Origin of the sequence: Kineococcus halophytocola (assembly GCF_041276425.1) — a bacterium.
GTDB classification, from domain to species: domain Bacteria; phylum Actinomycetota; class Actinomycetes; order Actinomycetales; family Kineococcaceae; genus Kineococcus; species Kineococcus halophytocola.
The window spans coordinates 26,375-48,118 of the sequence record NZ_JBGFTU010000019.1 but is presented as its reverse complement, the minus strand read 5'-3'; the positions used below and the strand labels follow the sequence as shown (position 1 = coordinate 48,118).

The following is a 21,744-nucleotide window of genomic DNA, read 5'->3' as shown; positions in this document are numbered from 1 at the left end:
GTCGTGCGGCCGGGCGGTCAGCCGGCCTTGATCGCGTTGGGCGAGGTGATCTCGATCGAGCCGTCGACGATGCCCTGCTTGACCGTGTCGAGCTCGGTCTTCAGCTCGGCCGGGACCCGGTCGTCCCACTGGTTGAACGGTGCCAGGCCGGTGCCGTCGTTCTCCAGCGTGCCGACGTAGGCACCCGTGGGGACGTTCCCCTCGGCGGCGTCGAGGACGTACTCCTTCACGGCGTCGGTGAGGTTCTTCGTCACCGAGGAGATGAAGTAGTCGCAGTAGTCCGCGGCGCTGACGCAGCCGTCGGTGTCGACCCAGACGAGGTTCAGCGAACCACCGGCGGCCTGGGCCGCTGCCCCCGCGCCCAGGCCGGACTGCCCGGCCACCGGCATGACGATGTCGGCACCCTGGGAGGCCAGGGTCTCGGTGATCGACCGGCCGGCCGCCTGGTCGGTGAAGGAGTTCGAGAAGGTGCCGCCGCTGGGGTTGTTCTCGTCCCAGCCGATGACCCTGACGTTCGTGCCCTTCTGCTGGTTGTAGTACTGGACGCCCTCCCAGAAGCCGTCCATGTAGATCGTCACCGGCGGGATGTTCAGCCCGCCCCAGGTGCCGACGGTCCCGGTCTCGGTCATCCCGGCCGCCAGGTACCCGCCGAGGAAGCCGCCCTCGACGGTGTTGTACTCGAAGCCGTAGACGTTGTCGGCCACGGGCGCGGAGTCGATCTCGGCGAAGTCCTGGTCGGGGTTCTGCTCCGCGACCTCCTTCACCGCGTCGGACATGAGCCCACCGACGGCGACGATGGTGCCGCAGCCCTTGCCGACCTCGGCCTGCAGGTTCGGGACGTAGTCGGCGTCGCTGTTGGAGGCGATGTAGGAGATGTCGATGTTCGGGTTCTCCTCCTTGGCGGCCTCGAAGCCGGCGTAGGAGGACTGGTTGAACGAGCGGTCGTCGACGCCGCCGGTGTCCAGCACCATGCAGGCCTTGAACGCGTCGCCGGACCCGCCCTCGGAGCCGCCGGAGGACCCCTGCGTGTCGGTCGGCCGGTCGCCGCAGGAGGCGAGCAGCAGGGCGGCGACGCCGACAGCTGCCACCGGGGCGAGGCGGTGGATCGAAGTCATGGTGAGGTCCTCCAGGTCGGGGTGGATCGCATCGTGGCGTCGGCCCCACCTCGGGCAGGTGCGAACGCGCGGTCATCGTAGTGCGCGAAAACCCGCGGTCCGTGCCGTCGAGCGGTCACGTTGTCCAGATCGAGACCTTCGCGCCGGTCACCTCACCCGGGTGCCGGAACGGATCACCGTCGGTGCGGGACCGGCTCAGGACACCCCCCACGCCTGCGGCAGCGCGCGCGGGGAGAGCGCGGTGAGCGCCAGCACCCCCATCCCCACGGCCAGCGCCCCCTCGTCGGGGGCGAAGTCGCCGCGGTGCAGGTCGTACGTGGGCCCGCCGGGGGTGCGCGTGCCCAGCCGCACCATGGCCCCGGGCACGTGGTGCAGGTACCAGGCGAAGTCCTCCCCGCCCAGGGACTGCCGCGTCGGCAGGACGCCGGACTCCCCCAGCACCGCCCGGGCGGCGGCGTCCAGGGCCGCCGTGGCGTGGATGTCGTTGTCGACCGGCGGCACCCCCCGCACGAGGTCGACCTCGGCGCGCACGGCGTAGGGGCGCACGAGGTCGGCCACGACGGCCTCGACCAGCTCCCCGGCGTGCTGCCAGGCCGCGGTCTCCATGCAGCGCAGCGTGCCCGCGGCGAAGCCGTCGGCGGGCACGGCGTTGGCGGCGTCCCCGGCGTGCACGGCGCCCCACGTGAGGTTGACCCCGGCGCGGGGGTCGACGCGGCGGGCCAGGACGGCGGGCAGCTGCGTGATGACCTGGCCGAGGGCGAACACGAGGTCACCGGCCAGGTGCGGCCGGGACGTGTGGCCCCCCGTCCCCCGCAGCCGGACGGTGACGTGGTCGGAGGCCGACGTGATGGGCCCGGCCTTCAGGCCCACGGTGCCGACGTCCAGGCTGGGGTCGCAGTGCAGGCCGTAGATCGCGGCCACGTCCTCCACCGCACCGGCACCCACGACGTCCAGCGCCCCGCCGGGCATGACCTCCTCGGCCGGCTGGAACAGCAGCCGCACGCGGTGCGGCAGGTCGCCCGTGCGGGCCAGGTCGGCCAGGACGAGACCGGCGCCCAGGACCGAGGCGGTGTGGACGTCGTGGCCGCAGGCGTGCGCGACCCCCGGGACGGTCGAGGCGTAGGGCAGCCCCGTCGACTCCGGGGTGCGCAGGGCGTCGAGGTCGGCGCGCAGGGCGAGCGTGCGCTCGCGCGGGGACTCGGGCCCGAGGTCGGCGATGAGACCCGTGCCCGGGAGCAGCTTGACCTCGACGCCCGCGGCGGTGAGCAGGTCGGCGATCCGGGCCGTGGCGCGGTGCTCGGCGCGGGCGAGCTCGGGGTGGGCGTGCAGCTCGCGGCGCAGGGACCTGGCGGTGGGCTCGTGGGCGACGACGAGGTCGGCGACGCGCTCGCCGAGCCCGCCGGGGCCGGTCGTGGTCCGCGGGCTGCTCGTGTCGCTCGTCACGTCGTCCGACGGTACCCGCGCCGCCCGCCCACCGCCGACCTCACCCGACTCCGGGGGCGGCTCGGTGGGGTGTCGTTGACGCGGAGCACCGGTAGGTTCGGCGCTCCGCGTCAACGACCCCTCCCCGGCGGGCGGGTCAGACGACGTCGAGCCCGGCCTCCAGCGCCCGCTCGACGAGCTTCTTGACCTCCTGGGCCCGCGCCCGCGTCGTGACCATGAGCGCGTCGGGGGTGTCGACGACGACGAGGTCGTCGACACCGAGGAGGGCGACGACGCGGTCCGTGCCGGGCACCACGAGCCCGCCTGCGACGCTCTCGGTGATGACGAGGTCGGGGTCGCCGAGCACCTTCGGCTGGTCGACGTCGGCGGGCAGCAGCTCGGCCAGGGAGGAGAAGTCCCCGACGTCGTCCCAGCCGAAGGTCGCGGGCACGACGGCGACGCGGCCCTCCTCGGCGGCCGGCTCGGCGACGGCGTGGTCGATGGCGATGGCCGGCAGCGAGGTCCACTGCTCCTCCAGGACGGCCTCGCGCTGCGGGGTGTCCCAGGCGTCGGCGATGCGCTGCAGGCCGGCGTGCAGGGCCGGGGCGTGCGTGGCGAGCAGGTCGAGCAGGACGTCGGCGCGGGTGACGAACATCCCGCCGTTCCAGCGGTAGTCCCCCGTCGAGAGGTAGGCCGAGGCGGTGCGGGCGTCGGGCTTCTCCTTGAACTGCACGACGCGGCGCGCGTTCGGCGCGCCCTGCAGCCGCAGCCGCTTGCCCAGGCGGATGTAGCCGAAGCCGGTGGCCGGGTGGGACGGGGCGATGCCGATGGTGACGACGAAGCCGCGGCGGGCGGTGACGACGGCCTCCTCCACCGAGCTCTCGAAGTCGTCGCGCCCGGAGATGACGTGGTCGGCGGCGAAGGAGCCGAGGACGGCGTCGGGGTTGCGGCGCACCAGGACGGCGGCGGCCAGGCCGATCGCGGCGGCGGAGTCGCGGCGGGCGGGCTCGCGCAGGATGTTCGCCTCGGGCAGGTCCGGGAGCTGCTCGGCGACGGCGTCGGCGTGCGAGCGGCCGGTCACCACGAGCAGGCGGTCGGCGTCGGCCAGCGGCAGCAGCCGGTCCCACGTCTGCTGCAGGAGCGTGCGACCGCGACCGGTCAGGTCCAGGAGGAACTTGGGGCGGTCGCTGCGCGACAGCGGCCACAACCGGGTGCCGGCTCCCCCGGCGGGCACGACGGCGTGGAAGTCGGACAGGTCGATCTGGGCGTCCTCGAGGTCGTCGACCGACCAGGGCGTGGAGGAGGCCCACGACCCCGGTCCGGTGCTGCTGCTGAGCTGTCCCCCGTCAGTCATGACCCGGAACCTACCGGTGGGCACGCGCCGTGACGGCGGGTCGTCCGGGTGCGGTCGCCCGGACGGAGCAGGGGGCGCGGGCCCGTTGCTCCGACCCGGTGCCGCCGGTTGCGCCGGGCCGTCCGCGTGCTCCAAGGTAGGTGAGCCTGACCTGCGTGATCTGCACCTCAGTTCCGAACGCACCACCGTGAGTCCTTCATCACAAAAGCCACACGACCACGGCCGTGGGGCCGCTCCCCCCTGCCCGCGCGCCTACAGTGGTGACGACGCCGCCGCCTGAGCGCCGGAGCCCGGGTGGACCCGGCGTCGCGGAGCACTCGAGGAGGACGTCGGTGGCCACGAGCCTGACCCCACCCGGACAGGGCGCGCCCGTCGGGAAGTCGAAGACCGGACGACCAGCCGGCACGCTGTACCGCGGCCGCGAGGGCATGTGGTCGTGGGTCATGCACCGCATCTCCGGGGTGCTGATCTTCTTCTTCCTCTTCGTGCACGTCCTGGACACCGCCACGGTGCGCGTGTCGCCCGAGGTCTACAACGGCGTCATCGGGCAGTACAAGAACCCCGTCATGGGTCTGGGCGAGGCCGGTCTCGTCGGTGCCGTGGTCTTCCACGCGCTCAACGGCGTCCGGATCATCCTCGTCGACTTCTGGTCCGGCGGGACCAAGCACCAGCGCAAGCTGTTCTGGGGCGTCGTCGGCCTGTGGGTCGTCCTCATGGTGCCCTTCCTCGTCCGTCACCTGACCAACGTCTTCACGCACTGAGGGGCGACGCGCCGTGAGCACCGATCAGACCCCCGGCGGCAGCTACGCCCCGGCCCTGGAAACCCCGCGTTCGCCGTACAAGCGCAACAAGCCGACCCGGACCAACTGGGAGCTCTACGGCTGGCTGTTCATGCGCATGTCCGGCCTGCTCCTCATCGTCCTGGTCTTCGGGCACCTGTTCGTCAACCTCATGACGGGCGAGGGGATCCACCAGATCGACTGGAGCTTCGTCGCCGGCAAGTGGGCCAGCCCGTTCTGGCAGACGTGGGATCTGCTGATGCTGTGGCTCGCCCAGCTGCACGGCACCAACGGCGTGCGCACCGTCATCAACGACTACGCCGAGCGGGACGCGACCCGCTTCTGGCTCAAGATGGCGCTCTACGTCGCGACGGTCATCGTCCTCGTCGTCGGCACCCTCGTCATCTTCACGTTCGACCCCTGCGCCGACCCGAACTCCACCCTGGAGATCTGCCGGGCCGGCAGCGCGAACGTCCCCAGCATCACGAACTGACCGGATCGACGAGGCGGGAGACCACACCATGCAGACCCACCAGTTCGACGTCGTCATCGTCGGGGCCGGCGGCGCCGGGATGCGCGCGGCCCTGGAGTCCGGCCAGCGCGCCCGCACCGCGGTGCTCACCAAGCTCTACCCGACGCGCTCGCACACCGGTGCGGCCCAGGGCGGCATGTGCGCCGCGCTGGCCAACGTCGAGGAGGACAACTGGGAGTGGCACACCTTCGACACCGTCAAGGGCGGTGACTACCTCGTCGACCAGGACGCCGCCGAGGTGATGTGCAAGGAGGCCATCGACGCGGTCCTGGACCTGGAGAAGATGGGGCTGCCGTTCAACCGCACCCCCGAGGGCAAGATCGACCAGCGCCGGTTCGGCGGGCACACCCGCGACCACGGCAAGTCCCCGGTGCGCCGCAGCTGCTTCGCCGCCGACCGCACGGGTCACATGATCCTGCAGACGCTGTACCAGCAGTGCGTGAAGCACGAGGTGGAGTTCTTCAACGAGTTCTACGTGCTCGACCTGCTCCTGGTCCCGACGTCGGAGGCCAAGACGGGCACCGAGATCGAGGGCGCGGCCGACCAGCCCGGCCTGAAGACCCCGCCGTCCATCGGCACCCCCGGCGACCAGCGCATCGCGGGCGTCGTGGCCTACGAGCTCGCCACCGGCGAGATCCACATCTTCCAGGCCAAGTCCGTCGTCCTGGCCACCGGCGGCGCCGGCAAGGTCTACAAGACGACGTCGAACGCCCACACCCTCACCGGGGACGGCATGGCCCTCGCCTACCGGCGCGGCCTGCCCCTGGAGGACATGGAGTTCTACCAGTTCCACCCGACCGGCCTCGCGGGCCTGGGGATCCTGCTGTCCGAGGCCGCGCGCGGTGAGGGCGGCATCCTGCGCAACGCCGACGGCGAGCGGTTCATGGAGCGCTACGCCCCCACCATCAAGGACCTCGCGCCGCGCGACATCGTCGCCCGCTCGATGGCCAACGAGGTGCGCGAGGGCCGCGGTGCCGGGCCGAACAAGGACTACGTCCTGCTCGACCTGACCCACCTGGAACCCGCGCACATCGACGCCAAGCTGCCCGACATCACCGAGTTCGCCCGCACGTACCTCGGCGTCGAGCCCTACACCGAGCCGGTCCCGGTGTACCCGACCGCGCACTACGCGATGGGCGGGGTGCCGACGAACATCGACACCGAGGTCCTGCAGGACAACACCCGCGTCGTGCCGGGCCTGTACGCGGCCGGTGAGGTCGCGTGCGTCTCGGTCCACGGCTCGAACCGCCTCGGCACGAACTCGCTGCTCGACATCAACGTGTTCGGCCGCCGTGCGGGCATCGCCGCGGCCGAGTACGCGACGAAGGCCGAGTGGATCGCCGTGCCCGAGGGGTCCGAGCAGCACGTCGTGAACTGGATGGCCGACCTGCGCGACCGCCCCCAGGGCGAACGCGTCTCCGACATCCGCCGCGAGCTGCAGGACACGATGGACGCCAACGCCCAGGTGTTCCGCACCGAGGCGACGCTGAAGCAGGCGCTCACCGACATCGACCGGCTCAAGGAGCGCTACGCCCGCGCCTCGGTGCAGGACAAGGGCAAGCGGTTCAACCTCGACTTGCTCGAGGGCCTGGAGCTCGGGTTCCTGCTCGACCTGGCCGAGTCCATGTGCCTGGGTGCGCTGGAGCGCAAGGAGTCCCGTGGTGGGCACTTCCGCGAGGACTACCCCAACCGCGACGACGTGAACTACATGCGGCACACGATGGTGTACCGCGAGCACGCCGCCGACGGGTCGTACACGACGCGCCTGGACTTCAAGCCCGTCGTCCAGACCCGCTACCAGCCGATGGAGCGCAAGTACTGATGTCGACGTTCGAGACGAGCCCGCGGGAGACGAACGCGGAGGCCGCGTCGGCCAAATCGGCCGAGACCGCCCACAGCGGTCAGGGCCGCCCGTCGGCGGGCGAGGGCCAGGGCACCGGCGGGACCGGCGAGATCCCGTCGTTCACCATCACGCTCAAGGTGCGCCGGTACGACCCGGAGCAGGACTCCGAGCCGCACTGGGAGTCCTACGAGCTGACGATGCACGGCACCGACCGCGTGCTCGACGCCCTGCACAAGGTGAAGTGGGAGCAGGACGGCCGGCTCTCGTTCCGCCGTTCCTGCGCCCACGGGGTCTGCGGGTCCGACGCCATGCGCATCAACGGCCGCAACCGGCTGGCGTGCAAGACGCTCCTGAAGGACCTCGACATCAAGAAGCCGATCGTCGTGGAACCCATCAAGGGCCTGCCCGTCGAGAAGGACCTCATCGTCGACATGGAGCCGTTCTTCGCGGCCTACCGCGAGGTCATGCCGTTCCTCATCACCAAGGGCGCCGAACCGACGCGCGAGCGCGTGCAGTCCCAGGCCGACCGCGAGCGCTTCGACGACACCACCAAGTGCATCCTGTGCGCCGCGTGCACGTCGAGCTGCCCGGTGTTCTGGAACGACGGGCAGTACTTCGGCCCGGCCGCGATCGTCAACGCGCACCGGTTCATCTTCGACAGCCGCGACGTCGGCTCGGACCTGCGCCTGGAGATCCTCAACGACAAGGAGGGCGTGTGGCGCTGCCGCACGACCTTCAACTGCTCCGAGGCGTGCCCGCGCGGCATCCAGGTGACGAAGGCCATCGCCGAGGTCAAGCAGGCGCTCATCTCGCGCAAGCTCTGACCCACGGCTGACGGAGGGCCCGACCGCACGTGCGGTCGGGCCCTCCGTCGTTCCGAGCCGACGACGGGTCAGCGGGGTTCGGCGGTGAGGGTCCTGGCCGCCGGATCGACGAGGCGGACGGCCTCCGGCTCGTCGGACCGCTCCGGTCGCGGTCCGGACACCCCCAGCAGGTCCGGGACGACGAAGCGCTCCGGCCCCAGCCGGGGCATCCGCACCCCGACGCCGGTCTTCAGCCGCCACTCCTCGGGCACCCGTGCGAGGAGCACGGTGCGCAGGTCGTCGATCACGTCCTGGTGCAGGACCGAGGGCGACGGCGTCACGGTGAGCTGTCCGTCCAGGATCTCGCAGCGGTACCCGTCGTCGGGCAGGGCGAGCAGCTCCTCGAACACCCACTCGCGGTGCAGGACGCTCACCGCGTCGCCGCTCATCTCCGCAGCCGTGGCCACCTCCCCGGTCGTGGCCAGCATCGCCGATCGGCGTCGGGCCGGCCGGTACGATCCACAGGTGCTGGACCTCGTCGACCGCGACGTGCAGGTGGCCGGCCGCCACCTCTCGCTCAAGATGCCCCGCGACCTCGAGGCGCTGTTCACCGAGGAGGCCTTCGCCCACGACGAGTTCGTCCCCTACTGGGCCGAGCTGTGGCCCAGCGCCCTCGTCCTGGCCGACGTGCTGCCCGGGGAGCTCTCCGGCGGGCCGCTGCGGGTGCTGGAGCTCGGTGCCGGGCTGGGGGTCCCGTCGCTGTGCGCGGCGCTGGCCGGGCACGACGTGACGGCCGCGGACTGGGCGCCGGACTCCGTGGACCTGCTGCGGGAGAACGCCGTCCGCAACGGCGCGAGCGTGCGGGCGCAGCGGTGGAGCTGGACGGACGACCCCGCTCCCCTGGCCCCGCCGTTCGACGTCGTGCTCGCGGCCGACGTCCTCTACGAGCGCCGCAACGTCGCCCCGATCCTCGCGGCCCTGCCCGCGCTCGTGGCCCCGGGGGGCCGGGCGCTCGTCGCGGACCCCGGCCGGCTGCCCACCCCGGAGTTCCTCGACGGTGCCGCCCGCACGTGGTCGGTGCGGCCCGTGCCGCACGAGGGGCCGGCAGCCGTGAGCGTGCACCGCCTCACCCGCCCCTGACGTCGCGGCGCACGGCGCTGCGTAGAGTGCCGACAGGCCAACCCGCAGGGAGACAGCGTGCGCCACCAGGACCGTTACCTGCAGATCAGCCGGATCCTGTCCCGGCACGGTCTGGGGTACTTCATCGACGCCCTCGGGCTCGAACGGTGGGTGCGCACCGACTGGGACGTGTTCGGCCGCCCCCGCGAGCGCGAGCGGCACACCCGCGCCGAGCACGTGCGCCTGGTCATGGAGGAGCTCGGCCCGACGGCGGTGAAGATCGGCCAGATCCTGTCCACCCGCCCGGACCTGCTGTCCCCCACCTTCCAGCGCGAGCTGGAGAAGCTGCAGGACAGCGCGAGCCCGGTGCCGTGGGAGGTCGTGCGCAGCGCCGTGCAGGAGGAGCTGGGCGCCGACCCCGAGGAGCTGTTCGTCCACTTCAACCGCGAGCCCCTGGCCAGCGCCTCGATCGGGCAGGCCCACACCGCGGTGCGCGAGGACGGCACGCAGGTCGTCGTGAAGGTCCGCCGCCCCGGGGTCGTCGAGGAGGTCGAGGGGGACCTGGAGATCCTGCGCACCCTGGCCGTGCAGGCCTCGCGCCGCTGGTCGGTGGCGGCCGACTACGACGTCGTGGGCCTGGCGACGGACTTCGCGGACACCCTGCGGGCCGAGCTGGACTACCTGTCCGAGGGGCACAACGCCGAACGGTTCGCCCGCAACTTCCACGGTGACCCCGACATCCGGGTCCCCACCGTGTACTGGGAGACGACGACGTCGCGGGTCATCACGCTGGAACGGCTGCACGGGGTGAAGATCAGCGACGAGGCCGGGCTCGCCGAGCACGGGATCGACCGGTCCGCCCTGGCCGCGCGCGCGACCCGCCTGCTGGCCGACATGGTCTTCGAGCACGGGTTCTTCCACGCCGACCCGCACCCGGGCAACTTCCTCATCGAGCCCTCGGGCCGCATCGGGCTGCTCGACTACGGGATGGTCGGGGAGGTCGACGAGCGTTCTCGCGAGCACCTGGCGATGCTGCTGGCCGCGTTCGACCGTCGCGACCCCGCCCGGATCGCGGCGGCGTTCGCGACGATCGGCGTCACCGAGCACCGCGTGGACCGGGTGCGCCTGACGGCCGACTGCGCGCACCTGCTGCGCACGTACGAGGGTCTGCCGCTGGGACGCATCAAGGTCGGTGACATCGTCCGCGACGTGCTGGAGATCCTGCGCCGGCACCACCTGGCCCTGCCCCGCAACCTGGCGCTCGTCATGAAGATGATCGTCATGACCGAGGGGCTCGGGGCGAGCCTGGACCCGGAGTTCCGCCTCGGCCGCATCCTCGGCCCCTACGCCCGGCGGCTGGTCGCGCGGCACTTCGACCCGATCGTGCTCGCCAAGCGGGTGCGGCAGGCCGGGCTGGACGTGGCCCAGCTCGGGGTGGAGCTGCCCGGTCAGCTCGGGCGGGTGCTCGACGTCCTGGACCGCGACGGCATCTCCGTCTCGCTGCGCACCGACGAGCTGGACCCCCTCGTGGCGCGCCTGGAGCGGATCGGCAACCGTCTCGTCGTGGGCCTGGTCGTCTCCGCCGGCATCGAGGCCCTGGCCACGCTCGGCTCGACCGACCCGGAACGGTTGAAGCCGTACGAGACGAAGGTCGCCGCCGTCGGGGTCGCCGCCCTCGGCGCGCTGACGGGCTACCTCGGCTGGACCGCCCGCGGCCACCGCCGCCGCCGCTGACCCTCCCCCGGGAACGCCCCGTTGCCTCCCCGCGGCCACCAGGACGCCCCGTTGCCTCCCCGCGGCCACCAGGACGCCCCGTTGCCTCCCCGCGGACACCGGAAGACCTCGTTGCCTCCCCGCGGTCGATGATCGACCTCGGGGAGGCAACGAGGCCCCACCCCGAGCGCAGCGAGGCGCCCGGGAGCGGGGCCGGGCGTCAGGAGAAGCTGGCCTGCACGACCCGCCCGCCGCCGGGGCGGGCGAAGCGCGAGCGGCGCAGGTCGCGGACGACGAACCCGCGGCTGATGAACCGGTCGGTCCCGTCGAAGCGGGGGGCGAACGGGGACCGGCCGTGCATGGCGCGCAGGTTGTCCAGCAGCAGCACGTCACCGGGCTGGAGCACGACGGCGTGGCGGTGGGCGACGTAGATCTCCAGCACCCGCTCCAGCAGGGCCTGGGCGTGCCGGGTGATGCCGTGCATGAGGTCCTGGTCGACGAGCATCGTGGGGTCGTCGACGTCGCCGGACAGCATGGAGAACGGGCCGCGGACCTCGCGGGTGTCGAGGAAGTCGGCGAAGGACTCGTCCACGAGGGTCGTCCACAACGGCCGGAACAGTTCCAGGACGTCGGTGGGGTCGACGTGTCGCAGCAGGTCCAGGGCGCGGAAGGCGTAGGTGGCGGCGTCGGCGTCCCCGCGCAGGCACCCGAGGACGACGTAGTCCGGGCGCAGGTCGGAGAAGCACTGCTCGGTGTGGGCCTCCAGCTCGACCCGGGAACCCTGCGACTGCTGGGTCGCGGCGAGCCTGGCGTTGGGGACCATGTCCTGCAGCAGGTGCCCGTGGCCCTCGGCGGCGTAGCCGACCATGTGCCCCAGGGCGTGGCTGACGACGGCCTGCTGCCGGGCGAGCAGGGTCCGGCCCCCGAGACCGCCGGTGTTGTCCGGCGGGGTGGGGGGCAGGTCGCCCACCTCCAGACCGCGCAGGACGAGGACGCCGGAGTCCGATCCGCGCTCCTCGAAGGCCCACAGCGTCTCGGCCACCTCGGCGGGCAGTTCCCGCGCCAGCACCCGGGCCTGGCGGCCGAAGTCGTCGGCCTGCGTGACGGGGTCGGCGGTGAGGCGGGCCCCCAGGGCGGCCAGCGCGGCCCGTTCGGGGGCGGCCAGCTCACGGACGGTCGGCACGGCGGCCGAGGAGTCGAGGAACACCGAGGACACGAGCAGCTCCCATCGTCGACGCACTGCGGAGTCTCACCGTAGCGCGTCGACGATGGGCAGTCTGCCTAGTTCACAGCACTGGTTCTGGACAGATTGTTAGCGCTTGATCATGCCGTGGGGGTCGATGACGAACTTCTGCGGCGCCCCGGCGTCGAACTTGGCGTAGGCGTCCGGCGCCTCGTCCAGCGAGATCGGCGTCGCACCCACGGCCTTGGCGATCTGCACCCTGTCGTGCAGGATCGCCATCATCAGCCCGCGGTGGTACTTCATCACCGGGCACTGCCCCGTGGTGAAGGACAGCGACTTCGCCCACCCGGTCCCCAGGTCCAGCGACAGCGACCCCTTCTTGGCGGCCTCGTCGACCCCGCCGGGGTCGCCGGTCACGTACAGGCCCGGGATGCCCAGCGCGCCACCGGCCGTGGTCAGTTCCATGAGCGAGTTCAGCACCGTCGCCGGGGCCTCGGTCGCCGACCCGGACCCGTGCCCGCGGGCCTCGAACCCGACCGCGTCGATGCCGCAGTCCACCTCGGGTACGCCGAGGATCTGCTCGACCTGGTCGCGCGGGTCGCCCTTGGACACGTCGACCGTCTCGCAGCCGAAGCTGCGGGCGCGCTCGAGCCGCTCGGCGTTGAGGTCACCGACGATGACCACGGCCGCCCCCAGCAGCTGCGCCCCGACGGCCGCGGCGAGCCCGACCGGACCGGCCCCGGCGACGTAGACCGTGGACCCGACGCCCACGCCCGCCGTCACCGCGCCGTGGAAACCCGTCGGGAAGATGTCCGACAGCATGGTCAGGTCGAGGATCTTCTCCATCGCCTGGTCCTTGTCCGGGAACTTCAGGCAGTTGAAGTCCGCGTACGGCACGAGGACGTACTCGGCCTGCCCACCGACCCAGCCACCCATGTCGACGTACCCGTAGGCGGACCCGGGGCGGTCGGGGTTGACGTTCAGGCAGATGCCGGTCTTGCGCTCCTTGCAGTTCCGGCAGCGGCCGCAGGCGATGTTGAAGGGCACCGACACGAGGTCGCCGACCTTCAGGAACTCCACGTCCCGGCCGACCTCGACGATCTCGCCGGTGATCTCGTGACCCAGCACCAGGTTCGGCGGGGCCGTGGTGCGGCCGCGGACCATGTGCTGGTCCGAACCGCAGATGTTGGTGGCGACCAGCTTGAGGATGACGCCGTGCTCGACCTTGCGGCCGACGTTGGCGGGGTTGACCCCGGGTCCGTCCTTCAGCTCGAAGGTGGGGTAGTCGATGGTCTGCACCTCGACCTGGCTGGGGCCGAGGTAAGCGACGGCACGGTTGCCGTGGGACGTGTCGGTCGTGGTCACGGACGCAGCTCCCTCTCGCGGCGCCGGCTCCGGCGCCGGCGCGGTGACCCCCACCCAACCGCCCACGGTGCCTCGGCGCAAGTGTGGATCTCCCCCGTCCCGCACACGGCCCGGACGGGACCCGCAACGGCGCCGCGGAGCGCCTCAGCGGGAGCGCCGCCGGGCCCCGCGCACCCCCCGGACACCGATGACCGCGATGGCGGTGCCGAAGACCAGGCTGACCACCACGAGGACGAGGTGGACGAGGAAGAAGGCCTGCGGCCCGTCGTCGAACGAGCGGGGGTCGGACCAGATGTTGCGCAGGAAGTTGGGCCAGATGAACCAGCTCCACACACCGAACGCCACGAGGAACCAGCTGACCGGCTTCGACATCACCACGGGGTCACCACGAGACCGATCCTGCCACCCGCACGTCAGCGGCGGCCCACCCGCCGCAGCGCGGCCGCCGAGACCGCCCCGACCACCAGCCCCGAGACGAACGGGGCCCGCCGCCGGCGCTCGGGGACCGCGAAGCCGTCGGGCGCCTCCGGCCCCAGCGGCACCGTCAGCCGCGCCTGTGCCATGAGGTCGGGGTTCAGGGACCCGTGCTCCTCGGCCCGGGTCGCCGCCCACGCCGCGGCCAGCAGGGCCAGGCGGGCGATGAGGTTCATGAGGACCAGCAGCACGACGAGGGTGACGGCGGAGCCCAGGACCGGGTTGCCGTCGGCGCTGCGCCGGGCGATCGTCGTGCCGAACTGCTTGAGCAGTCCGATGCCGATGCCCCCGAGCACGGCTCCCTGGATGAGGTCGCGCACCGGCACGTCCGCCCCCGGCAGGAACCGGAAGACGGCCAGGAAGGTCGCGGTGTCGATGGCCAGGGAGACGACGATCCCCAGGACCCGCAGGGTCCACGACGACCACGTGGACGGCTCGAAGCCGAGCAGGTCGAGCACGAAGTCCCCCGCCGCGTTCGTGGCGACCAGCGCGACGGCCGAGAGGAGGACGCCGAAGCCGATGATCACCATGCCGAGGAGGTCGCGCAGCCGGACGAGGAGGAAGTTCCCGGCGTCGGTGTCCTCACCGAACACCGCCCGCACCCCCTGACGCAGACCGTCGACCCAGCCCAGGCCGGTGAACAGCCCGGTGGCCAGGGAGACGATGAGGGTGAAGGTGAGCTGGGACCCGCCGAGGAACTCGTCGACGTAGATCCCCTGAGCGTTCTCCCCCGCCGGACCGGCGGGCCGCTGCCCCTGGTTCACCAGCCCGGGCGCGTACTGGTTGATGCCGTCGACGAGGTTGCGCACGACCCAGTCCCGGACCTCCGGGACACCGTTCATCACCAGGCCCAGCACGGTCAGCGACACCGTCACCGCCGGGATGAGGGAGAAGAAGGCGAAGTAGGCGATCCCGCCGGCCAGGACGTTCCCCCTCGCCTGGCCGTACCGCTTGTACGCGCGCAGCGGCATCGACCGCTGGACGGTGCCGACCGCGCTCTTGGCCTGCTCGACGGCGCCACTCACTGCGAGGGCTCCCCTCTCACTGCTGGAAGGTGAAGTCCTCCCGTGGCCGCCAGACGCCGTCGGCGCCGTGCTCGTAGAGGCTGAACCCCTTCACGGTGAAGGTCGCCTCCCAGTCGCGCAACACGAGTTCGGCGCGGTCCAGCGCGGCGTCCTCGACGTCGTGGGCGACGGTGACGTGCGGGTGGTACGGGAAGGTGATCTCGGCGGCCAGCGGACCCGTCCGGATGGCGGCCTGCAGCAGCTCGCACTCGGAGATGCCCCGGGCGAGCTGGACGAACACGACCGGTGAGACCGGGCGGAACGTCGCGGTGCCGCGCAGGTGGACGTCGAAGGGGGCCCCGGCGGCGGCCACCGCCTCGAGGTGGTCGCGGGCGGCGGGCAGGGCACCGGGGGCCAGCGGGAACGGCGGCAGCAACGTGATGTGCGGCGGGATCGCGTGGGCGAGGGGGTCGCCGAACTCGTCCCGCCACGCCGTCAGCTCGGCGGCGTGCGGGTCCGGGACGGGGACGGAGACGCCGATGGTCCGGAGCGGCTCGGAGGGTTCCCCGCTCACCGGCGCCGGACCAGTCCGACCCGGTCGTGCACCGTGGCGAGCGTCTGCTCGGCGATCTCGTTCGCGCGCTCGGCGCCGCGGGCGAGCAGCTCGTCCAGGGCGCCGGGGTCGGCCATGAGCTCCAGGGTGCGGGTGCGGACGGGGGCGAGGGCGTCGGTGACGACCTCGGCCAGCTCCTTCTTGAGGTCCCCGTACCCGCGGCCGTCGAAGTCGGCCTCGAGCTGGGCGATCGAGCGGCCCGACAGCGCCGAGTGGATGGACAGCAGGTTGGACACCCCCGCCTTCTCCACCGGGTCGAAGCGCACCTCGCGGCCGGTGTCGGTGACGGCCGAGCGGATCTTCTTCGCGGTCACCTTCGGGTCGTCCATGACGTCGACGAGGCCGTTCGGCGAGGAGGAGGACTTGCTCATCTTCGCCGTCGGGTCCTGCAGGTCGTGGATCTTCGCCGTCTCCTTCGGGATGAACGGCTCGGGCACGGTGAAGGTCTGCCCGAAGCGGGAGTTGAAGCGCTGGGCGAGGTTGCGGGTCAGCTCCAGGTGCTGGCGCTGGTCCTCCCCCACCGGGACCTCGGCGGCCTGGTAGAGCAGGATGTCGGCGGCCATGAGGACGGGGTAGGTGAACAGCCCGACGGTCGTGGACTCCGAGCCCTGCCTGGCCGACTTGTCCTTGAACTGCGTCATCCGGCCGGCCTCGCCGAAGCCGGTGAGGCACGACAGCACCCAGGCGAGCTGGGCGTGGGCGGGGACGTGGCTCTGGACGAACAGGGCCGAGCGCTCGGGGTCGATGCCCGCGGCGACGTACTGCGCGGCGGTCCGGCGGGTGCGCTCGCGCAGCTCGGCCGGGTCCGGGGAGACCGTCAGGGCGTGCAGGTCCACGACGCAGTAGAGGGCCTCGTGGGTGTCCTGCAGGGCCACCCACTGCGTGAGGGCGCCGAGGTAGTTGCCCAGGTGCAGCGAACCGGACGTGGGCTGCATGCCGGACAGCAGCCGGGGTCGCGTCCCCGCCCCCGCCCCTGCGCCCGCCCCTGTCGTCGTCCCGGTGGTCCCGTCCGCCATGACTCCATCCTGCCAGTCGCCGGGCACACCCCGGCCCGCCACCCTCTGTGCGGTTCTGTTCGTTTCTGGTTGACTCTGGGTCCGGATGTGGTCATGCTCGGGACCGTGCTCGCCCACCAGCGGCAGGAGCTGATCCTGGACGCCGTCCGCGTCCACGGCGGCGCCCGCGTCGCCGACCTCGTCGACCGGCTCGGGGTCTCGGAGATGACCGTCCGCCGCGACATCGCCGAGCTGTCCCGCCAGGGGCTCCTCGCCCGCGTCCACGGCGGTGCCGCCGCGCTCGGGCGCTCCAGCGAGGAACCCGGTTTCGCCGCCAAGTCGACGCTGCGCACCGCGGCCAAGGAGGCCGTGGCCCGGGCGGCGCTGCGCTTCGCCGACGCCGGGGCCTCCGTGGCGCTGTCGGCCGGGACGACGACCGCCGCCGTCGCCGCGCAGCTGCGCTCGGTCCCGGAGCTGACCGTGGTGACGAACTCCCCCCGCGTGGCCGACGTGCTGCACGAGCCCGGGTCCGGACGCACCGTCGTGCTCACCGGCGGGGTCCGCACCCCCTCCGACGCGCTCGTCGGTCCCGTCGCACACGCCGGGCTCGCCGGCCTGCACGTCGACGTCCTGTTCCTCGGCGTGCACGGCCTGGACCCGCGGGCGGGTCTGACGACGCCGAACCTGCTGGAGGCCGAGACGAACCGGGCGCTCATGGCCTGCGCGGCCCGCGTCGTCGTCGTGGCCGACGCCTCCAAGCTCGGCGTGGTCGGCCTGGCCTCCTTCGCCCCGCTGGACGCCGTCGACGTCCTCGTCACCGACGACGGCCTGGCCCCCGAGGACCGCACCGTCCTGGCCGAGCACGTCGGCGACCTCGTCGTCGCCACCACCAGCCCACCGCAGGACCCGGAGGACCACCTGTGACCGAACCCTCGAAGCACCCGTTCCGCAAGACCTCGACCCGGATGGCCGACGGCCGCGAACTCGTCCACTTCGACGACACCGAACCCTGGCTGTCCGGCGGGCGCGTCCGCGACGCCGTCGACCACCGGCCGCTGCCGCCGGCGGAGGAGACCGTGCGCGGCGGGTCGCAGGTCCGGTTCGACCCGCTGACGGGCGACTGGATCGCGATGGCCTCCCACCGCAACGACCGCACCCTCATGCCGCCGCCGGACCAGGACCCGCTGGCCCCGACCGTGCCCGGGGGTTTCCCCACCGAGATCGCGGACTCCAGCTACGACGTCGTCGCGTTCGAGAACCGGTTCCCGTCGTTCTCGAACCGCATCGGTGGGCAGGCCGGGTTCCTCGACGGCGAGGAGCTGTGGCCGACCCGTCCCGCGGCCGGGCGCTGCGAGGTCGTCTGCTTCACCTCCGACACCCACGGCTCGTTCGCCACGCTCGACCCGCACCGCGCCCGGACCGTGCTGGAGGCGTGGATCGACCGCACCGAGGCGATCGGGGCCACCGAGGGCGTCGAGCAGGTGTTCGTGTTCGAGAACCGCGGCGCCGAGATCGGCGTGACGCTGCCGCACCCGCACGGGCAGATCTACGGCTACCCGTACGTGACACCGAAGACGCGGACCATGCTGCGCCGGGCCCGCGAACACCGGGAGGCCACGGGCCGCAACCTGTTCCGCGACGTCCTGGACGCCGAACGCCGCGCCGGGCACCGCGTCGTGCTCGAGACCGAGCACTTCACCGCCTACGTCCCGGCCGCCGCGCGCTGGCCCGTCGAGGTCCACCTCGCCCCCCACCGCGACGTCCCGGACCTGCCCGCCCTCACCGACGCCGAGCGCGCCGACCTCGTCGGCGCCTACCTCGACCTGCTGGGCCGCCTGGACCGCTACTACCCCGACGAGCACCCGCTGCCCTACATCGCCGGCTGGTTCCAGGCCCCCGTCCGCGAGGGACGGGAGGAGTTCCGCCTGCACCTGCAGGTGTTCTCCGTCCTGCGGGGCCCGGGGAAGGTGAAGTTCCTCGCCGGGTCGGAATCGGCGATGGCGGCCTGGATCAACGACACGACACCGGAGAAGGTGGCGGCCCGACTGCGCGAGGTTTCCCGATGAGCACCCCCGGCCCCGAGTTCTTCCCCGCCCCCGACCGCGCGCGGACCGCGCAGGCGCTGGCCGGTGAGTTCCGCACCGCGTACGGCACCGACCCCGAGGGCGTGTGGTCGGCCCCGGGCCGGGTGAACCTCATCGGTGAGCACGTCGACTACACCGGCGGGTTGTGCCTGCCGCTGGCCCTGCCGCACCGCACGTTCGTCGCGCTGCGCCCGCGCACCGACGGCCTCGTGCGGGTGCGGTCGCTGCAGGAGGGTTCGGGCGAGGTGCAGGTCCCGCTCGCCGAGGTCGGCGCCGGGTCCCCCGCGGGCTGGGCCGCCTACGTGGCCGGGGTGCCGTGGGCGCTGCTGCAGAACGGGTTCGAGGGCCTGGCCCTCACGGGCGGTTTCGACGCCCTCGTCGACGGTCACGTCCCCTACGGGTCGGGGCTGTCCTCGTCGGCGGCGCTGGAGTGCGCCGTCGCCGTGGCGCTCGGAGAACTCGTCGACCTCCCCCTGGACGACACCGGCCGCGCCGGGCTCGCGAGCGCCTGCCAGCTCGCCGAGAACGTCGTCGCGGGCGCGAACACCGGCGGCATGGACCAGGCCGCGTCGCTGCGCTGCCGCCAGGGCGGGGCGATCCTGCTCGACACCGACGACGACTCGGTGACGCAGGTCGCGCTCGACCTCGCCGGGGCCGGGCTCGCGCTGCTCGTGGTGGACACCCGCGCCGCGCACTCCCACGCCGGTGGGGAGTACGGCGCGCGCCGCGCCGACGTCGAGCGCGCCGCGGACCTGCTCGGCGTGGCGAACCTGCGTGCCGTGGACCCCGCCGGCCTGGACGCCGCGCTGGCGCGCCTGGGCGCCGAGCCCGACGGGGAGGTGCTGGTCCGCCGGGTCCGGCACGCCGTCACCGAGATCGACCGGGTCCGGCGCACCGCCGAGCTGCTGCGGGCCGGGCGCACGGACGAGGTCGGGCCGCTGCTCGACGCCTCGCACGACTCCCTGCGCGAGGACTACGAGGTCTCGTGCACCGAGCTCGACCTCACGGTCGACACCGCGCGGGCGCACGGCGCGCTGGGGGCCCGGATGACCGGTGGCGGGTTCGGCGGGTCGGCGATCGCCCTCGTGGCCGCCGGGCGCGTCGAGGAGGCCGCGGCGGCTGTCGCCGCGGCGTTCGCCGGGCGCGGGCTGCGCGCGCCGCGCTTCCTGTCCGCCCTGCCCGCCGAGGGCGCCGCCCGCGACCTCTGAGCGCCCGGCCCCGTTCACGACGGGTTCACCCGGGCGAGGCCGGGCCCCGCCAGCCTGCACGGGTGGTGTGGGGACTGGTGTGGGCGGCGCTCGGGACGGCCGCCTCGGCGGCGGTGCTCGCCGCGACGTGGCGGGCGCACCGGGCGCTGTGGCGGGCCGAGCAGGCGCGGTCGCGGCGGTGGCTGCGGACCCACGCCGTCGACCCCGGCCCGCACCCCCCGGACCCGCCCGCGTGGCGGCTGGTGCTGACCCCGGACCTGTCCCCGCAGGGGGCGTTCACCCGGACCGTGGCACCAGCCCGTGCGCGTGCGCGTAGGCCACGGCCTGCGCGCGGTCGCGCGAGCCGGTCTTGGCGAACAGGTGGTTGACGTGCGTCTTGACGGTCGCGACGGACACGACGAGCTCGCGCGCGACCTCCTGGTTCGAGCGCCCGGCGGCGATGAGGCGCAGCACCTCGGCCTCGCGCTCGGTGAGGCCGTCGGGCAGCTCGACCGGTGGCGGGGGCACCGGGGTGCCCGCGGCCCGCAGCAGCCGGGCCTGCACGTCGGCGTCGAGCACGACCTGGCGTGCGACCGCCCCCTGCAGCGCGCGGGCGATGTCGGCCCGCCCGGCGCTCTTGGTGAGGTAGCCGCGCGCACCGGCCTGCAGCGCACCGAGGATCGAGGCGTCGTCGGCGTAGGTGGTGAGGACGACGACGGCCGTGTCCGGGTGCTCGGCGGCCAGCCGCCGGGTGGCCTCGACGCCGTCGACGCCGGGCATCCCGAGGTCCATGAGGACGACGTCGGGGGCCAGTTCCGCCACGCGCGCGACGGCCTGCGCCCCGTCCCCGGCGGTGCCGACGACCTCGAACTCCGGCAGGAGGCCGAGCAGCGCGACGAGCCCGTCGCGGACGATGGTCTGGTCGTCGGCCACGAGCACGCGCAGGACGTCCGGGGCGGTCACGCACCGATCCTGGCGCACCGGCCCGCTCACGCCGGCACCCGGGCGGTGACGCGCCAGCCCGACCCGTGCGGTCCGGCGGCGAGCGAGCCCCCGGCCAGTTCGAGGCGTTCGCGCAGCCCGGCCAGCCCGTACCCGCCGTCGACCGTGCGCAGCGTGCCGGTCCGGCGGGCCCCGGTGTCGGTGACGACGAGCTCGGTGCCGGTCTCGTCGTAGGTCAGCTCGACGGCGACGGGTGAGCCGGGAGCGTGCTTGCCCGCGTTGACGACCGCCTCCTGCGCGGTGCGCAGCAGCGCCACCTCCCCGGCCCCCAGCGGCCGGGGACGCCCCTGCACGCGCAGGCTCACCTCGGTCCCGTTCTCCCCCGCCCCCGCCGCCAGGGTGGCGAGGGCGTCCGGCAGCGGCGGGGCGTCCACGCGCAGCGCGTGCACCGCCCGGCGGGTGTCCTCCAGCCCGGCGGTGGCGAGGTCGTGGGCGGTCCGGACGCGGTGCAGCACGGCCGCCCGCGCGCCGGCGTCGAGGTCACCGTCACCCGACAGCAGCGCGTCGGCCACCTCGAGCTGGATCGCGAGCCCGCCGAGGGAGTGGGCCAGCACGTCGTGGACCTCCCGGGCGATGCGGGTGCGCTCGGCCAGGGCCGCCCCGCGGGCCTGCTCGGTGAGCAACCGGCGGGACTGCTCCTCGCGCTCGCGGCGGGTGGCGCGCAGCACGCCGCCCAGGACGGCCGAGAGCAACCCGGCGGGGTACCCGAGGACGGCCGACCACGACGTGACGTCCGCGACGAGCAGACCGACCTGCACGCCGGCCGTCCCCGCGAGGAACACCGTCAGCCCACCGGCGATCCCGGTGTCCCGACCGGCCGCGAGCGCGGCGACGACGGCGAGCGCGAACACCCAGCCGACCTCGGCGCGGGCGGCGACGAACGCGGCGCCGCACGCGACGACGGCCAGGAGCGCGACCACCACGACCCGCCGTCGTCCGGCGAGCGCGCCCGGGCGGCGCATCGACAGCGGGTCCAGGACCGTCCAGGCCACCCAGGCGGCCGCGACGACCAGGAGCACCGGCCACCAGGGCAGTGCCCGCCGCCCCCAGGGCGACGGCAGCAGGACCAGCGCGACGAGCAGTTCGACGAGGCGCAACGGCACGGTGGTCGCCCGCCACCCGCGGCGCACGCGCTCCAGCACGACGGGAACCCCGGG

The 21,744-nt window shown here is 73.4% G+C and carries 21 protein-coding genes; 9 read left to right on the top strand and 12 right to left on the bottom strand.

Going from position 1 to position 21,744, the window contains the following annotated elements; translation table 11 throughout:
* Positions 1-17: 17 nt before the first annotated feature.
* From AB2L27_RS15785 to AB2L27_RS15775, 3 genes are all read right to left on the bottom strand, one after another.
* Complete coding sequence (locus AB2L27_RS15785; RefSeq protein ID WP_370442444.1) at positions 18-1,115, bottom strand: BMP family lipoprotein; 1,098 nt, start codon at positions 1,113-1,115, stop codon at positions 18-20.
* Between the two features lie 195 nt (positions 1,116-1,310).
* Positions 1,311-2,558 carry an amidohydrolase gene (locus tag AB2L27_RS15780; RefSeq protein ID WP_370442443.1) on the bottom strand — a complete coding sequence of 416 codons (1,248 nt, stop codon included), beginning with the start codon at positions 2,556-2,558 and terminating at the stop codon, positions 1,311-1,313.
* A gap of 136 nt (positions 2,559-2,694) precedes the next feature.
* Positions 2,695-3,891: a mannose-1-phosphate guanylyltransferase gene (locus AB2L27_RS15775; RefSeq protein WP_370442442.1), complete on the bottom strand. Its 1,197-nt coding sequence runs from the start codon at positions 3,889-3,891 to the stop codon at positions 2,695-2,697.
* Positions 3,892-4,235: 344 nt separating this feature from the next.
* Here AB2L27_RS15775 and sdhC point away from each other — a divergent pair, with 344 nt between their 5' ends.
* Genes sdhC through AB2L27_RS15755 form a run of 4 tightly spaced genes read left to right on the top strand, consistent with a single transcriptional unit; the run spans position 4,236 to position 7,869 of the window.
* Positions 4,236-4,652, top strand: a complete 417-nt coding sequence (gene sdhC, locus AB2L27_RS15770) for a succinate dehydrogenase, cytochrome b556 subunit (RefSeq protein WP_367638629.1) — start codon at positions 4,236-4,238, stop codon at positions 4,650-4,652.
* 13 nt (positions 4,653-4,665) lie between these two features.
* A complete protein-coding gene (locus tag AB2L27_RS15765; RefSeq protein ID WP_370442441.1) occupies positions 4,666-5,163 on the top strand; it encodes a succinate dehydrogenase hydrophobic membrane anchor subunit in 498 nt (165 codons plus the stop codon).
* A 28-nt stretch (positions 5,164-5,191) separates the two neighbouring features.
* Positions 5,192-7,024, top strand: a complete 1,833-nt coding sequence (locus tag AB2L27_RS15760; protein ID WP_370442440.1) for an FAD-binding protein — start codon at positions 5,192-5,194, stop codon at positions 7,022-7,024.
* Positions 7,024-7,869 carry a succinate dehydrogenase iron-sulfur subunit gene (locus AB2L27_RS15755; RefSeq protein ID WP_370442439.1) on the top strand — a complete coding sequence of 282 codons (846 nt, stop codon included), beginning with the start codon at positions 7,024-7,026 and terminating at the stop codon, positions 7,867-7,869. Before AB2L27_RS15760 ends, AB2L27_RS15755 begins: the two co-directional genes overlap by 1 nt.
* Positions 7,870-7,937: 68 nt before the next feature.
* Here AB2L27_RS15755 and AB2L27_RS15750 read toward each other — a convergent pair whose 3' ends face one another.
* The gene (locus AB2L27_RS15750; protein WP_370442438.1) at positions 7,938-8,336 is read right to left on the bottom strand and encodes a Uma2 family endonuclease; all 399 of its coding nucleotides are present in this window, start codon (positions 8,334-8,336) and stop codon (positions 7,938-7,940) included.
* Positions 8,337-8,373: 37 nt separating this feature from the next.
* Between AB2L27_RS15750 and AB2L27_RS15745 the strand changes: the two genes are divergently transcribed.
* Together AB2L27_RS15745 and AB2L27_RS15740 are read left to right on the top strand one after the other, a co-directional pair.
* Positions 8,374-8,988, top strand: coding sequence for a class I SAM-dependent methyltransferase (locus AB2L27_RS15745; RefSeq protein ID WP_370442437.1), 615 nt, complete (start codon positions 8,374-8,376; stop codon positions 8,986-8,988).
* Between the two features lie 57 nt (positions 8,989-9,045).
* A complete protein-coding gene (locus tag AB2L27_RS15740) occupies positions 9,046-10,701 on the top strand; it encodes an ABC1 kinase family protein (RefSeq protein ID WP_370442436.1) in 1,656 nt (551 codons plus the stop codon).
* Between the two features lie 199 nt (positions 10,702-10,900).
* Here the strand turns inward: AB2L27_RS15740 and AB2L27_RS15735 are convergent, their stop codons facing one another.
* From AB2L27_RS15735 to trpS, 6 genes are all read right to left on the bottom strand, one after another.
* Positions 10,901-11,920 carry a TauD/TfdA family dioxygenase gene (locus AB2L27_RS15735; protein ID WP_370442435.1) on the bottom strand — a complete coding sequence of 340 codons (1,020 nt, stop codon included), beginning with the start codon at positions 11,918-11,920 and terminating at the stop codon, positions 10,901-10,903.
* Between the two features lie 72 nt (positions 11,921-11,992).
* The gene (gene fdhA / locus AB2L27_RS15730) at positions 11,993-13,228 is read right to left on the bottom strand and encodes a formaldehyde dehydrogenase, glutathione-independent (RefSeq protein ID WP_370442434.1); all 1,236 of its coding nucleotides are present in this window, start codon (positions 13,226-13,228) and stop codon (positions 11,993-11,995) included.
* A 144-nt stretch (positions 13,229-13,372) separates the two neighbouring features.
* Complete coding sequence (locus AB2L27_RS15725; protein WP_370442433.1) at positions 13,373-13,600, bottom strand: SCO4848 family membrane protein; 228 nt, start codon at positions 13,598-13,600, stop codon at positions 13,373-13,375.
* 41 nt (positions 13,601-13,641) lie between these two features.
* Complete coding sequence (locus AB2L27_RS15720) at positions 13,642-14,727, bottom strand: YihY/virulence factor BrkB family protein (protein WP_370442432.1); 1,086 nt, start codon at positions 14,725-14,727, stop codon at positions 13,642-13,644.
* 16 nt (positions 14,728-14,743) lie between these two features.
* Positions 14,744-15,280, bottom strand: a complete 537-nt coding sequence (locus AB2L27_RS15715) for a 2'-5' RNA ligase family protein (RefSeq protein ID WP_370442431.1) — start codon at positions 15,278-15,280, stop codon at positions 14,744-14,746.
* Positions 15,277-16,335: a tryptophan--tRNA ligase gene (trpS, locus tag AB2L27_RS15710; protein ID WP_370442430.1), complete on the bottom strand. Its 1,059-nt coding sequence runs from the start codon at positions 16,333-16,335 to the stop codon at positions 15,277-15,279. The genes AB2L27_RS15715 and trpS overlap by 4 nt, the downstream gene beginning before the upstream one ends.
* Before the next feature lie 93 nt (positions 16,336-16,428).
* On the opposite strand from trpS, the gene AB2L27_RS15705 reads away from it, so the two are divergent.
* The 3 genes from AB2L27_RS15705 to galK are packed head-to-tail and all read left to right on the top strand — an operon-like array spanning position 16,429 to position 19,606.
* Positions 16,429-17,238, top strand: coding sequence for a DeoR/GlpR family DNA-binding transcription regulator (locus tag AB2L27_RS15705; RefSeq protein ID WP_370442429.1), 810 nt, complete (start codon positions 16,429-16,431; stop codon positions 17,236-17,238).
* 41 nt (positions 17,239-17,279) lie between these two features.
* Positions 17,280-18,380 (top strand): galactose-1-phosphate uridylyltransferase, encoded by a 1,101-nt coding sequence (gene galT / locus AB2L27_RS15700; RefSeq protein WP_370442489.1) that lies wholly within the window; start codon positions 17,280-17,282, stop codon positions 18,378-18,380.
* Positions 18,377-19,606 carry a galactokinase gene (gene galK / locus AB2L27_RS15695; RefSeq protein WP_370442428.1) on the top strand — a complete coding sequence of 410 codons (1,230 nt, stop codon included), beginning with the start codon at positions 18,377-18,379 and terminating at the stop codon, positions 19,604-19,606. Before galT ends, galK begins: the two co-directional genes overlap by 4 nt.
* 276 nt (positions 19,607-19,882) lie before the next feature.
* Here galK and AB2L27_RS15690 read toward each other — a convergent pair whose 3' ends face one another.
* Together AB2L27_RS15690 and AB2L27_RS15685 are read right to left on the bottom strand one after the other, a co-directional pair.
* The gene (locus tag AB2L27_RS15690; RefSeq protein WP_370442427.1) at positions 19,883-20,548 is read right to left on the bottom strand and encodes a response regulator; all 666 of its coding nucleotides are present in this window, start codon (positions 20,546-20,548) and stop codon (positions 19,883-19,885) included.
* Between the two features lie 26 nt (positions 20,549-20,574).
* The gene (locus AB2L27_RS15685) at positions 20,575-21,729 is read right to left on the bottom strand and encodes a sensor histidine kinase (RefSeq protein WP_370442426.1); all 1,155 of its coding nucleotides are present in this window, start codon (positions 21,727-21,729) and stop codon (positions 20,575-20,577) included.
* Positions 21,730-21,744 lie beyond the last annotated feature (15 nt).